We start from the raw sequence: 13,153 nt of genomic DNA, 5'->3' as shown, positions 1-13,153 counted from the left end.
GGTATGGCGGATTGAGGTGGATGATACTCCAGACGGAGTCCTTTGCAGAGGGATATGGCTATGCTCAGTGGTAAAGTCAAGTGGTTCAATAATGCAAAAGGCTATGGATTTATCCTTGCCGACGGCCGGGATGAAGATCTGTTCGCGCATTATTCAGCTATTCAGATGGACGGTTACAAGACACTCAAAGCCGGCCAGCCGGTCAACTTCGAGATTATTCAGGGCCCCAAGGGTCTGCACGCCGTTAACATTTCGCCCGCTGCGGCCACTGCCGCCAAGCCGATCGAAGCGTCCAGTGCAGCGACCTTGACCTTGAAAACCTCCAATGTGCCAGCCTGAGGCGAACCACCACAAACCCCAGCCATGATGTGATGTAAAGCACGCCGGTTCAGCAGTTCGAACCGGCCGCTCGTGACCCCTCTTTACGCCTGCATGTGCGCAATCAGCGCATCACCAAACCCCGAGCAGGACACCCGGTTGGCCCCCTCCATCAGCCGTGCGAAATCATAGGTAACGGTTTTCTCAGCCATCGCCGCTTCGATCCCCTGAACGATCAGCCCTGCCGCCTCAACCCAGCCCAGATGGCGCAGCATCATTTCTGCCGACAGAATCAGAGACCCCGGATTGACCTGGTCCTTGCCCGCATAACGCGGCGCCGTACCATGGGTTGCTTCGAACACCGCAACGTCATCAGACAGATTGGCGCCCGGAGCAATACCGATACCACCGACCTGAGCGGCCAGCGCATCGGACAGGTAGTCGCCATTGAGATTCAGGGTTGCAATCACGTCGTACTCAGCCGGGCGCAACAGCACCTGCTGCAACATCGCATCGGCGATGACGTCCTTGACGACCACCTCATTACCGGTCCTGGTATTGATGAACCGCATCCAGGGCCCGCCGTCGAGCAGCGTCGCACCAAACTCCGCCGAGGCCACCTCATAACCCCACTCCTTGAAGGCGCCTTCGGTGTATTTCATGATGTTGCCCTTGTGCACAATGGTCAGCGAACGCCGGTCATGATCCACCACATATTGCAGAGCCTTACGCACCAGCCGCCGGGTGCCATCACGGGAAACCGGCTTGATACCGATTCCGCAGTCGTGGTCGAAGCGCAGGCGCGTCACTCCCATTTGCTCTTTCAGAAAATCGATGACCCGCTGCGCCTCGGGTGAACCCGCCGCCCACTCGATACCGGCGTAAATGTCTTCGCAATTCTCACGAAAGATCACCATATCGACATCACCCGGCTTGTTGACCGGGCTGGGCACCCCGGCAAACCAGCGCACCGGACGCAGGCAGACGTACAAATCCAGTTGCTGGCGCAGAGCAACGTTCAGCGAACGGATTCCGCCACCAACCGGTGTAGTCAGCGGCCCCTTGATCGACACCACGTAGCGCTGCAGTGCATCCAGGGTTTCATCGGGCAACCATATGTCCGGGGCATAGACCTGGGTGGCCTTTTCTCCGGCATAGACCTCCATCCAGGCAATTTTTCGGCTTCCGGCGTAAGCCTTGGCGACTGCAGCATCGACGACCTTGAGCATGACAGGGGTGATATCGACGCCCACGCCATCGCCTTCTATATAAGGAATAATCGGTTGCTCGGGGACATTGAGCGAGTGATCCGGGTTGACGGTGATCTGCTCACCAATGGCGGGGATTGTGATCTTTGCGTATTTCATGCTGAGCTCCAATACGTGTCTGATTGGACAGCCTGACCGCAATGAAGCCTAGCACCCGTGCCGCTTCTGACAATCACGGCCACTGGACACCATCGCGCAATCTTTTGCAAAATCCCGAAAAGCATTGATCCAGAGCGCTTGCGTTCGACCAAGGCCGTATTGGCATGCGCCAATTGGCCGCATAGCATTAATGCTTGCGTTTCAGGGTTTGATATACTCCGGCGTGACTGCCGAGTCATAGGGGCTCCAGTCACTGGAACTGGCCCGTCCGGATACACGACACCAGCTCCGATCTGCGTTGGGACTTATGGGCGCCTTTAAAAACGTAGGCGAGGCAGCCAGTGCAAGGCAAAAACAGGCGAGAAAGCGGAGTTTACGGGTTGTAAATGAGCATTTTGAGCCTGTTTTTAACGCAGCGATGGCCACGCAGGTAGTTTTTAGAGGTGCCGTTATGGTGCCCGATTGCTTGACGCTCGACTGATGCACCCAACATCACCGCGAATCAATCCCGACCCGAGCCCGTGGCACGAACCCGGGTCAAGCGCCTACTCAGCGCGTATCGGGATTTTGTGCATGCTCAGCAAAACAGAGAGTTAATACGAATGTCCAACCGCTCGAAGATCATCTACACCTTCACCGACGAAGCTCCGGCCCTCGCCACTTATTCCCTGCTGCCCATCATCGAAGCGTTCACGGCTTCGTCCGACATCGACGTCGAGACCCGTGACATTTCCCTGGCGGGCCGTGTATTGGCCAGCTTCCCGGAGTCGCTGCGCGCCGACCAGCAAATCCCGGATCATCTTGCCGAGTTGGGCAAACTGGCTACCACACCAGAAGCCAACATCATCAAACTGCCGAACATCAGTGCTTCGGTTCCGCAACTCAAAGCCACCATCAAAGAGCTGCAGGAACAGGGCTACGCCATTCCTGACTACCCTGAAGCGCCGTCCACTGACGCCGAGAAAGACGCCCGCGCCCGCTACGACAAGGTCAAGGGCAGCGCCGTGAACCCGGTCCTGCGTGAAGGCAACTCCGACCGTCGCGCACCGCTGTCGGTCAAGAACTACGCGCGCAAGCACCCGCACAAGATGGGCGCCTGGGCAGCAGACTCCAAGGCCCATGTAGCCCACATGAGCGGTGGCGATTTCTACGGCAGCGAAAAAGGCGCCCTGATCGAAGCCGACGACAGCCTGAAGATCGAACTGATCGCCAAGGACGGCACTGCCACCGTCCTGAAAGAGAAAACCGCCGTCAAGGCCGGTGAAATCATCGACAGCTCGGTACTGAGCAAAAAGGCCCTGCGCAGCTTCATCGCGGCCGAGATCGACGACGCCAAGAAACAAGGCGTACTGTTCTCGGTGCACCTCAAAGCCACCATGATGAAGATCTCCGATCCGATCATCTTCGGCCAGATCGTCGAAGAGTTCTATCAGGACGCCCTGACCAAGCACGCCGACGTGCTCAAGGAAATCGGCTTTGACCTGAACAACGGTATCGGCGACCTGTACAACCGTATCGGCAGCCTGCCGGCCGACAAGCAAGCCGCAATCAAGGCTGACATCGACGCCGTCTACGCTGCTCGCCCACAACTGGCGATGGTCAACTCCGACAAGGGCATCACCAACCTGCACGTACCAAGCGACGTGATCGTCGACGCTTCGATGCCGGCCATGATCCGTGACTCGGGCAAGATGTGGGGCACCGATGGCCAACTGCACGACGCCAAGGCCGTGATCCCGGATCGCAGCTACGCCACCATCTACCAGGCGGTTATCGAAGACTGCAAAAAGCACGGCGCATTCGATCCGACCACCATGGGCAGCGTGCCGAACGTCGGCCTGATGGCCCAGAAAGCCGAAGAGTACGGCTCTCACGACAAGACCTTCCAGGTCAAGGCTGACGGCGTTGTACGTGTATCCAACAGCAAGGGTGAAGTCCTGCTGGAGCAGAACGTCGAAGCGGGCGATATCTTCCGCGCCTGCCAGACCAAAGACGCGCCGATCCAGGACTGGGTCAAACTCGCCGTCAACCGCGCTCGCGCCAGCAGCACGCCTGCGCTGTTCTGGCTGGACCCGGCGCGTGGTCACGACGCACTGGTGATCGACAAGGTCAAGAAGTACCTGGGCGACCACGATACTTCGGGCCTGGACATCCAGATCCTGACCCCGGTCGAGGCAATGAAGCTGACCCTGGAGCGTACCCGCGCCGGCAAAGACACCATCTCGGCCACCGGTAACGTACTGCGCGACTACCTGACCGACCTGTTCCCGATCATGGAGCTGGGCACCAGCGCCAAGATGCTGTCGATCGTGCCGCTGATGAACGGTGGCGGCCTGTTCGAAACCGGTGCTGGCGGTTCGGCGCCAAAGCACGTGCAGCAGTTCGTCGAAGAGAACTTCCTGCGCTGGGACTCGCTGGGCGAATTCCTGGCTCTGGCGGCTTCTCTGGAGCACCTGGGCAATGCCTACAACAACCCGAAAGCACTGGTGCTGTCCAAGACGCTGGACCAGGCGACCGGTGAGTTCCTGGACCGCAACAAGTCGCCATCGCGCAAGGTCGGCAGCATCGACAACCGCGGCAGCCATTTCTACCTGACCCTGTTCTGGGCGCAGGCACTGGCGGCACAGAATGACGACGCGGCCCTGAAGGCCCAGTTCGCGCCACTGGCCAAGACCCTGACCGACAACGAAGAGAAAATCGTTGCCGAGCTCAATGCGGTACAAGGCAAGCCGGTTGAGATTGGCGGTTACTACTTCGCCAAGCCGGAGCTGGCCAGCAAGGCCATGCGCCCTAGCGAGACCCTGAACGCGGCAATCGCTGCGCTGTAAGGTTCAAGCTGCTGTAAACAACAACCCCGGCCCACGCAGCCGGGGTTGTTGTTTTTTGAGGCACCGAAGTTTCCAGCTTTTTGCAGGAGCGACTTCAGTCGCGAAAGCCTTCTAAAAGCGCAAAGGTGACTAAAACCCAACACATCAGCTGAGGATGCACACCACAGGATACCCCCCCCTCAAACCACCCACTCCCCGCCTTTACGTATACTGCCACCCACCAAGACTCTCAAGGATCCACCCATGACCTGGCAAGCCCACGTAACCGTCGCCACTATCGTTGAAGATCAGGGCCGCTTCCTGTTCGTCGAGGAACTGCAAAGCGGGCAGACGGTGTTGAATCAGCCGGCCGGACATCTGGATCCGAATGAAAGCCTGCAGCGTGCGGCAGTGCGCGAAACCCTGGAAGAAACCGGCTGGGATGTGGAGCTGACCGGGGTGGTCGGCATTTACCTGTACACCGCCCCCAGCAATGGCGTCACTTATCAGCGAATCTGCTTTGCCGCCAAGCCCCTCAAGCACAACCCCGACTATCAACTGGACGACGGCATCATCGGCCCGGTCTGGCTGAATCGCGATGAACTGGTTACCCAACAGGCACGCTGGCGCAGTGAGCTGGTGCTGCGCTGTGTCGATGATTACCTGCAAGGCGAGCGTTTCAGTCTTGAGCTGCTGCGCGACAAGGCATGAGACGCAACAGCCCGCGCCTGATAGAATCGCGTCCTTTTCACCCATAGCTGTTGAATGCCCATGTCTGATTCTGCCCTTCCAAACACCGATAAACCCCGTGTCATCGTCGGCATGTCCGGCGGCGTGGATTCCTCCGTATCCGCCGTTCTGCTGCTGGAACAGGGCTATCAGGTGGAAGGTCTGTTCATGAAGAACTGGGAAGAAGACGACGGCACCGAATACTGCACCGCGAAAGAAGACCTGGCCGACGCCCAGGCCGTTTGCGACCGCATCGGCATCAAGCTGCACACGGCCAACTTCGCTGCCGAGTACTGGGATCACGTGTTCGAACACTTCCTGGAAGAGTACAAGGCCGGCCGCACGCCCAACCCCGACATCCTGTGCAACCGGGAAATCAAGTTCAAGGCATTCCTCGACTATGCACTGAGCCTGGGCGCCGACCTGATTGCCACCGGCCATTATGTGCGTCGCCGCGACACCGCCACCCACACCGAGCTGCTCAAGGGCCTGGACCCGAACAAGGACCAGAGCTATTTCCTGCATGCCGTCGGCGGCGAGCAGATCGCCCGCACCCTGTTTCCGGTCGGTGAACTGGAAAAACCCGAAGTGCGGGCGATTGCCGAGAAACACGGCCTGATCACCGCCCGCAAGAAAGACTCGACCGGGATCTGCTTCATCGGCGAGCGACGTTTTACCGACTTTCTGCGCCAGTATCTGCCCGCCCAGCCCGGCGAGATCAAGACCACTGAAGGCGAAGTCATCGGCCAGCATGCCGGGCTGATGTACCACACCATTGGTCAGCGCCAGGGCCTGGGCATTGGCGGCCTGAAAGACGCCGGCGACGAGCCCTGGTATGTGCTGGAAAAAGACCTGACCCACAACGAGCTGATCGTCGGTCAGGGCAACGATCATCCATGGCTGTTCTCGCGCGCCCTGCTGGCTTCGCAAATTTACTGGGTCAACCCGATTGACCTGCACAGCCCGCGACGCCTGACTGCCAAGGTCCGCTATCGCCAGGCCGACCAGGCCTGCACCCTGGAGAAAACCGCCAACGGTTACCGTGCGGTGTTCGACGAGCCGCAACGCGCTGTCACACCAGGGCAATCGGTGGTGTTCTATGACGGTGAAATCTGCCTGGGCGGCGGCGTTATTGAAATTGCCGAACCCTGGCACAGCAAGGACATGGTTTGATGACTCCGATTCAGGAACAATTGACCGCCCTGGGCGGCGTATTCCAGACCGCTGTGCTGGTCGACCGCATCGCCAAGACCGGCCAGGTCAGCGAAGCCGAACTGGGCTGCATGCTTGGCAGCCTGCTGGTACTTGACCCGAAGGACACCCTGGAGGTATACGGCGGCAGCGATCAGTACCTGCGCGAAGGCTTGCGCGCCCTGGCCAGCGCCCTGGAGCGCGACCCCGGCACATTGCAGCGCGAGCCGCTGCGCTATGCGCTGTCGATGCTGGGCCTGGAGCGACAATTGGCCAAGCGCAACGACATGCTGGAAGTGATTGGCCGGCGGCTGCCGCAGATCCAGTCTCAGGTTGAGCATTTCGGCATCACTCACGAAAACGTGATCGCCGCCAGCGGTGCGCTGTACCAGGACACCCTGAGCACCCTGCGCCAGCGTATTCAGGTGCAAGGCGACATGCGCAATCTGCAGCAGCCCAGCAACGCCTCGAAGATTCGCGCCCTGTTGCTGGCCGGCATTCGCTCGGCGCGCCTGTGGCGGCAAGTTGGCGGCCATCGCTGGCAACTGGTGTTCAGCCGCCGCAAGTTGTTGAATGAACTCTATACCATGATGCACGGCTGAAACGCCGCGCATCGACTGCACGCGACGCTATCTACGCTGGTCAGCCCGCTCCAGATGAGCGGTGATTTCGTGTATGATGTGCGCCCTTTTCAAAGCCAGACTGTCCGAGAGCACCCCATGCAGCTTTCTTCGCTCACCGCGGTTTCCCCTGTCGACGGCCGCTACGGTGGCAAAACCCAGGCCCTGCGCCCTATCTTCAGCGAATACGGCCTGATCCGTTTCCGTGTTCTGGTCGAAGTACGCTGGTTGCAGCGTCTGGCGGCGCACCCGCAAATCACCGAAGTGCCGGCCTTCAGCGCCGAAGCCAACGCCATTCTCGACACCCTGGCAGACAATTTCCTGCTGGAGCACGCCGAGCGCGTCAAGGAAATCGAGCGCACCACCAACCACGACGTGAAAGCCGTGGAGTACCTGCTCAAGGAACAGGCCGCCAAGCTGCCTGAACTGAACAAGGTCAGCGAGTTCATCCATTTCGCCTGCACCAGTGAAGACATCAACAACCTGTCCCACGCACTGATGCTGCGCGAAGGCCGCGACACCGTGGTACTGCCGCTGATGCGCCAGATCGCCGACGCGATCCGCGAACTGGCCCAGCGCTTTGCCGGCGTGCCGATGCTGTCGCGCACCCACGGCCAGCCGGCTTCGCCAACCACCCTGGGCAAAGAACTGGCCAACGTCGTCTACCGCCTCGAGCGGCAGATCGCCCAGGTCGCAGCCGTACCGCTGCTGGGCAAGATCAACGGCGCCGTGGGCAACTACAACGCCCACCTGTCGGCCTACCCGGACATCGACTGGGAAGCCAACGCCCGCGCCTTCATCGAAGACGAGCTGGGCCTGGAGTTCAACCCGTACACCACCCAGATCGAGCCGCACGACTACATTGCCGAGCTGTTCGATGCGGTTGCCCGCTTCAACACCATCCTGATCGACTTCGACCGCGATATCTGGGGCTACATTTCCCTGGGCTACTTCAAGCAGAAGACTGTCGCTGGCGAAATCGGCTCCTCGACCATGCCGCACAAGGTCAACCCGATCGACTTCGAAAACTCCGAAGGCAACCTGGGTATCGCCAATGCGCTGTTCCAGCATCTGGCCAGCAAACTGCCGATCTCGCGCTGGCAGCGCGACCTGACCGACTCCACCGTACTGCGTAACCTGGGCGTGGGCTTTGCGCACAGCGTCATCGCCTACGAAGCCAGCCTCAAGGGCATCGGCAAACTGGAGCTGAACGAGCAACGCATCGCCGCCGACCTGGACGCCTGCTGGGAAGTGCTGGCCGAGCCGATCCAGACCGTCATGCGCCGCTACAACATCGAGAACCCGTACGAGAAGCTCAAGGAGCTGACTCGCGGCAAAGGCATCAGCCCTGAAGCGCTGCTGACCTTCATCGATGGCCTGGACATGCCGGGCGACGCGAAGGCCGAACTCAAGAAACTGACGCCAGCCAACTACATCGGCAATGCCGTGGCCCAGGCCAAACGCATCTGACCTGCGCCCCGCGAATAACGCCCGGCCCAGCCGGGCGTTTTTATTCGCGAACGAAAATCACCTTATTTCAATGGTTTGAACATGAATCCTGATATTCCTCTGCAACTTCTGGGCGGCATAAGTGCACGCGTCTTCCTGCGTGACTACTGGCAGAAGAAGCCTTTGCTGATCCGTCAGGCCATCAGTGACTTCCAGAGCCCTATCGAGCCTGACGAACTGGCCGGCCTGGCGCTTGAAGAAGAAATCGAATCGCGCCTGATCATCGAGAACGGCGAGCGCCCATGGGAGCTGCGTCGCGGCCCGTTCGCAGAGGACGAGTTCAGCAAGCTGCCAGAGCGTGACTGGACCCTGCTGGTGCAGTCGGTTGACCAGTTCGTGCCGGAAGTCGCCGAACTGCTGGAGAACTTCCGTTTCCTGCCAAGCTGGCGCATCGACGACGTGATGATCAGCTACGCCGCACCGGGCGGCAGCGTTGGCCCGCATTTCGACAACTACGACGTATTCCTGCTGCAAGGCCACGGCAAACGCAACTGGAAAGTGGGCCAGCTGTGCAACACCGAAAGCGAGCTGATCCAGCACGCTGACCTGCGCATCCTGGCAGACTTCGAAGGTACTGATGAGTGGACTCTGGAGCCTGGCGACATGCTCTATCTGCCACCGCGCCTGGCCCACTGGGGCGTGGCGGTAGACGACTGCCTGACCTATTCGGTAGGTTTCCGCGCGCCAAGCGCCGCTGAAGTTCTGACACACTTTACCGACTTCCTCAGCCAGTTCATTCCTGACGAAGAGCGTTACACTGACGCCAACCTTCAGCCCGCTGCAGATCCACACCAGATCCAGCACGACGCGCTGGACCGTCTCAAGAGCCTGCTCGCCGAGCACATGGGCGATGAGCGGCTGCTACTGACCTGGTTCGGCCAGTTCATGACCGAGCCACGCCACCCGGAACTGGTCAGCGGCGAAGAGTTGCAAGAAGAAGACCTGCTGGACAGCCTGGAACAAGGTGCCATCATCATTCGCAACCCAAGCGCGCGTCTGGCCTGGTCAAATGTCGATGAAGACCTGCTGCTGTTCGCCAGCGGCCAGAGCCGCTTGCTGCCGGGCAAGCTGCGCGATCTGCTCAAACTGATCTGCGCCGCCGACGCCCTGCACATCGAGAACCTCGGACCCTGGCTGGCGGACGAGGACGGACGCACACTGCTTTGCGAGCTGGTAAAACAAGGAAGCCTGGGATTTGCCGATGAATAAAATCAGCGTATCGGTTGCAGACTGGCACAAGGACAACGCCGCCATACGGCGTATCCGTGAAAGCGTGTTCATCTTCGAACAGGCGGTTCCTCCAGAGCTGGAATGGGATGCCGAAGATGCCGACGCCGTACACTTCCTGGCCAACGAAGGCGACTATCCGATAGGCACCGCACGTTTGCTGCCGGACGGTGAAATCGGTCGTCTGTCGGTACTCAAGGACTGGCGTGGCCTGAAGGTTGGCGAAGCCCTGCTCGGCGCGGTGCTGAGCGAGGCCGAAAAGCGCGGCCTGCAACAGCAGAAGCTAAGCGCACAGGTTCATGCCGCGCCCTTTTATGAGCGCTTTGGCTTTCGCGTGGTCAGCGACGAGTTCCTCGAAGCCGGCCTGCCGCATGTGGATATGCTCCGCGAGGCGGTGTAGTTTAAAAACTGCACACCTGCGATCAACGCCCCGCTCGACCCGCCGTTACCGGCCGGTTGATCGGGGCGTTTTGCTATCGCTCGGCAAAGTGGCACACTCAAGCCTTCAGGGCACCTCTAAAACGTAGGCGAGGCAGCCAGCGCAAGGCAAAAACAGGCGAGCAACGGTCGGACTCGCGCACAAGCCTGTTTTTAACCCAGCGATGGCACGCAGGTAGTTTTTAGCGGCGCCCTTCTGGAAGCTCTTCGCGGAGAAAGGACATGTCTGTACGCCCCTTGCTGGTTTCACTGCTGCTGGCTGTAAGCACCCCGGTACTGGCTGCCACGGAAGTGGTGCCGCTCAATTACCGCACCAGTGACGAAATGCTGCCGGTAGCACGCAACTTCCTTGGCCAGGACGGCACGGTCAGCGCCTATGGCAACCAGTTGATCGTCAACGCCGAGTCGCGCAGGATCGAAGAACTGCGCGCCCTGCTCGCCCAACTCGATGTAGCCGCCAGACGCCTGCTGATCAGTGTCGACACCAGCGACAGTGCTGCACACAGCCAGAACGGCGCCAGCAGCGGCCGGGTGATCAGCTACGGCACCAGCAGCCGTGAGGGCGGCGTGCAGCAGGTGCAGACCAGCGAAGGCACCCCGGCGCTGATTCAAGTCGGCCAGAGTGTTCCGCTCACCACCTCACGCACCGACAGTTACGGTTATAGCCAGAGCGAAACCCAGTATCGCAACGTGACCCAGGGCTTCTACGTCACCGCCAGCGTGACCGGCGATATCGTGCACCTGAGCATCAGCACCAACCGTGACCGCCTCAGCCAGGAGCGCCCGGACGCAATCAAGGTGCAGAGTACCGATAGCAAGGTCAGCGGCCGGCTTGGCGAATGGATCACCCTGGCAGGCAACCAGAGCCAGTCGATAGCCGATCGTCAGGGCAATGCCCAGTACTACTCGACCCAGGGCCGCGACGACATGCTGCTACGCGTCAAGGTCGATGCCCTCGACTAACCCGGCCTCTGGCGCAAAGCCAGAACCTACGGGCCTTTTGGTGACCCACCAGTCGTATTAGACCAAAGATGTAGTGACACCATAAAAGCACTACAAAACGTTTGACGGAGCAAAAACGGCGCGGCATGATGGCCTCGCTCCCGCTGATCAGAGGCTTGAATAGAGCCTTCGAAGCACGTCCGTCGCCACTGCATGGACCGTTTCGTGTCTTGACCGCCCAAAAGGCAGTTTGACGAGGTTGCGACTGGAACGAAGTTGTCCTGAGGGACGGTAGCCCTGTTCGGCAGTCAGATAAAATGTAGTGAGCTTCGCACTGTGCAACATCGTTCTGTGCGTACTTTTCGACAGCACCTGAATGCCCGCTCGACACCCCGAGCCATTCGTTCATCCGTCGCAACCCGATGCAAATGCGGTTCGCCGCAAGTTTTCCGATCAGTGAGCTAATCGTGCCTTCGATAAACGAGGCGTTTTGGCGGAGCAGGACACTCCAACCGCATCAGACTGCTGAAACGTAGCGAGTCATTGACGCGACGCTTCACAGCCTGAAAAACCCAGGAACTGAGGTTTATCAACATGGCACTGACACGCGAACAACAAATAGCGGCTCTTGAAAAAGACTGGGCTGAAAATCCGCGCTGGAACAATGTGACCCGAACCTATTCTGCTGCTGATGTCGTCCGCCTGCGTGGCTCGGTACAACCGGAACACACGTTTGCAAAACTGGGCGCCGAAAAACTGTGGAACCTGATTACCCAGGGTGCGCGACCGTCGTTTCGTCCCGACAAAGACTTCGTCAACTGCATGGGGGCACTGACCGGCGGACAAGCCGTCCAGCAGGTCAAGGCGGGTATCCAGGCCATTTACCTGTCCGGCTGGCAGGTCGCTGCCGACAACAACTCGGCCGAGTCCATGTACCCCGACCAATCACTGTACCCGGTCGACTCGGTGCCCACCGTCGTGCGACGGATCAACAACGCCTTCACCAGGGCCGACCAGATTCAATGGAAAACCGGCAAGAATCCCGGCGATGAAGGCTACATCGATTACTTTGCCCCTATCGTGGCGGACGCCGAGGCCGGCTTTGGCGGTGTGCTCAATGCTTATGAGCTGATGAAAAGCATGATTGAAGCCGGCGCCGCCGGGGTGCATTTCGAAGACCAGCTGGCCTCGGTTAAAAAGTGCGGTCATATGGGCGGCAAGGTACTGGTGCCGACCCAGGAAGCGGTGCAGAAGCTGGTTGCCGCACGTCTGGCTGCCGACGTGGCCGGGGTGCCGACCATTATCCTGGCGCGCACCGACGCCAACGCTGCCGACCTGCTGACCTCTGACTGCGACCCTTATGATCAGCCATTCGTGACCGGGACCCGCACCCAGGAAGGCTTCTACAAGGTGCGCGCCGGCCTCGATCAGGCGATCGCCCGGGGCCTGGCCTACGCACCTTATGCCGACCTGGTGTGGTGCGAGACCGCCAAGCCGGATCTGGACGAGGCTCGCCGGTTTGCCGAGGCAATCAAGAAGGAATACCCGGACCAGCTGCTGTCGTACAACTGCTCGCCATCCTTCAACTGGAAGAAGAACCTGGACGATGCCACCATCGCCAAATTCCAGCGCGAGCTGTCTGCGATGGGCTACAAACATCAGTTCATCACCCTGGCTGGCATCCACAACATGTGGCATGGCATGTTCAGCCTGGCGCATGACTACGCCCGCAATGACATGACCGCCTACGTCAAGCTGCAGGAACAGGAGTTTGCCGACGCCGCCAAGGGTTACACCTTCGTCGCCCACCAACAGGAAGTCGGTACCGGCTATTTCGACGACATGACCACAGTGATTCAGGGTGGCAGTTCGTCGGTCACCGCCCTCACCGGCTCCACCGAGCAGGAGCAGTTTCACTGAAACTGAGCGCAGTTGAGTAACCATGAGCCACTTTTACCAGTGGCTCATCTTTTACACCCCGAGTAACGTTACTTTCCGCAACATT

At 59.7% G+C, this 13,153-nt stretch carries 11 protein-coding genes; 10 read left to right on the top strand and 1 reads right to left on the bottom strand.

Going from position 1 to position 13,153, the window contains the following annotated elements; genetic code table 11:
- Positions 1–60: 60 nt before the first annotated feature.
- Positions 61–339, top strand: a complete 279-nt coding sequence (gene cspD, locus NJC38_RS25015) for a cold shock domain-containing protein CspD (protein WP_045493125.1) — start codon at positions 61–63, stop codon at positions 337–339.
- Positions 340–422: 83 nt separating this feature from the next.
- Here cspD and icd read toward each other — a convergent pair whose 3' ends face one another.
- Complete coding sequence (gene icd, locus NJC38_RS25010; protein ID WP_253117545.1) at positions 423–1,685, bottom strand: NADP-dependent isocitrate dehydrogenase; 1,263 nt, start codon at positions 1,683–1,685, stop codon at positions 423–425.
- Positions 1,686–2,287: 602 nt separating this feature from the next.
- On the opposite strand from icd, the gene NJC38_RS25005 reads away from it, so the two are divergent.
- The 9 genes from NJC38_RS25005 to aceA all read left to right on the top strand — a co-directional run bounded on the left by NJC38_RS25005 (position 2,288) and on the right by aceA (position 13,068).
- Positions 2,288–4,513 carry an NADP-dependent isocitrate dehydrogenase gene (locus NJC38_RS25005; RefSeq protein ID WP_253117543.1) on the top strand — a complete coding sequence of 742 codons (2,226 nt, stop codon included), beginning with the start codon at positions 2,288–2,290 and terminating at the stop codon, positions 4,511–4,513.
- 243 nt (positions 4,514–4,756) lie between these two features.
- A complete protein-coding gene (locus NJC38_RS25000) occupies positions 4,757–5,203 on the top strand; it encodes an NUDIX hydrolase (RefSeq protein WP_253117542.1) in 447 nt (148 codons plus the stop codon).
- A 60-nt stretch (positions 5,204–5,263) separates the two neighbouring features.
- Positions 5,264–6,394 carry a tRNA 2-thiouridine(34) synthase MnmA gene (mnmA, locus tag NJC38_RS24995; protein ID WP_253117541.1) on the top strand — a complete coding sequence of 377 codons (1,131 nt, stop codon included), beginning with the start codon at positions 5,264–5,266 and terminating at the stop codon, positions 6,392–6,394.
- Positions 6,394–7,014, top strand: coding sequence for a high frequency lysogenization protein HflD (gene hflD / locus NJC38_RS24990; RefSeq protein ID WP_045493135.1), 621 nt, complete (start codon positions 6,394–6,396; stop codon positions 7,012–7,014). The genes mnmA and hflD overlap by 1 nt, the downstream gene beginning before the upstream one ends.
- Positions 7,015–7,131: 117 nt before the next feature.
- Positions 7,132–8,502, top strand: a complete 1,371-nt coding sequence (gene purB, locus NJC38_RS24985; RefSeq protein WP_253117540.1) for an adenylosuccinate lyase — start codon at positions 7,132–7,134, stop codon at positions 8,500–8,502.
- A gap of 81 nt (positions 8,503–8,583) precedes the next feature.
- The gene (locus NJC38_RS24980) at positions 8,584–9,750 is read left to right on the top strand and encodes a cupin domain-containing protein (protein ID WP_253117538.1); all 1,167 of its coding nucleotides are present in this window, start codon (positions 8,584–8,586) and stop codon (positions 9,748–9,750) included.
- Positions 9,743–10,168, top strand: coding sequence for a GNAT family N-acetyltransferase (locus tag NJC38_RS24975; RefSeq protein WP_045493144.1), 426 nt, complete (start codon positions 9,743–9,745; stop codon positions 10,166–10,168). The genes NJC38_RS24980 and NJC38_RS24975 overlap by 8 nt, the downstream gene beginning before the upstream one ends.
- Before the next feature lie 260 nt (positions 10,169–10,428).
- A complete protein-coding gene (locus NJC38_RS24970) occupies positions 10,429–11,169 on the top strand; it encodes a secretin N-terminal domain-containing protein (RefSeq protein WP_253117537.1) in 741 nt (246 codons plus the stop codon).
- 573 nt (positions 11,170–11,742) lie between these two features.
- The gene (gene aceA / locus NJC38_RS24965; protein WP_045493151.1) at positions 11,743–13,068 is read left to right on the top strand and encodes an isocitrate lyase; all 1,326 of its coding nucleotides are present in this window, start codon (positions 11,743–11,745) and stop codon (positions 13,066–13,068) included.
- Positions 13,069–13,153: the final 85 nt, after the last annotated feature.

The organism is Pseudomonas sp. 21LCFQ010, assembly GCF_024129905.1.
Classification (GTDB): Bacteria; Pseudomonadota; Gammaproteobacteria; order Pseudomonadales; family Pseudomonadaceae; genus Aquipseudomonas.
The sequence above is the reverse complement of the archived record's forward strand: the minus strand, read 5'-3'. Positions and strand labels throughout refer to the sequence as shown.

What these genes read in the sequence shown, in the direction of transcription:
- purB (WP_253117540.1), top strand. Translation starts at nt 7,132, where the DNA reads ATGCAGCTTTCTTCGCTCACCGCGGTTTCCCCTGTCGACGGCCGCTAC.
- NJC38_RS24975 (WP_045493144.1), top strand. Translation starts at nt 9,743, where the DNA reads ATGAATAAAATCAGCGTATCGGTTGCAGACTGGCACAAGGACAACGCC.
- aceA (WP_045493151.1), top strand. Translation starts at nt 11,743, where the DNA reads ATGGCACTGACACGCGAACAACAAATAGCGGCTCTTGAAAAAGACTGG.
- cspD (WP_045493125.1), top strand. Translation starts at nt 61, where the DNA reads ATGCTCAGTGGTAAAGTCAAGTGGTTCAATAATGCAAAAGGCTATGGA.
- hflD (WP_045493135.1), top strand. Translation starts at nt 6,394, where the DNA reads ATGACTCCGATTCAGGAACAATTGACCGCCCTGGGCGGCGTATTCCAG.
- NJC38_RS24970 (WP_253117537.1), top strand. Translation starts at nt 10,429, where the DNA reads ATGTCTGTACGCCCCTTGCTGGTTTCACTGCTGCTGGCTGTAAGCACC.
- NJC38_RS25005 (WP_253117543.1), top strand. Translation starts at nt 2,288, where the DNA reads ATGTCCAACCGCTCGAAGATCATCTACACCTTCACCGACGAAGCTCCG.
- NJC38_RS25000 (WP_253117542.1), top strand. Translation starts at nt 4,757, where the DNA reads ATGACCTGGCAAGCCCACGTAACCGTCGCCACTATCGTTGAAGATCAG.
- mnmA (WP_253117541.1), top strand. Translation starts at nt 5,264, where the DNA reads ATGTCTGATTCTGCCCTTCCAAACACCGATAAACCCCGTGTCATCGTC.
- NJC38_RS24980 (WP_253117538.1), top strand. Translation starts at nt 8,584, where the DNA reads ATGAATCCTGATATTCCTCTGCAACTTCTGGGCGGCATAAGTGCACGC.
- icd (WP_253117545.1), bottom strand. Translation starts at nt 1,685, where the DNA reads ATGAAATACGCAAAGATCACAATCCCCGCCATTGGTGAGCAGATCACC.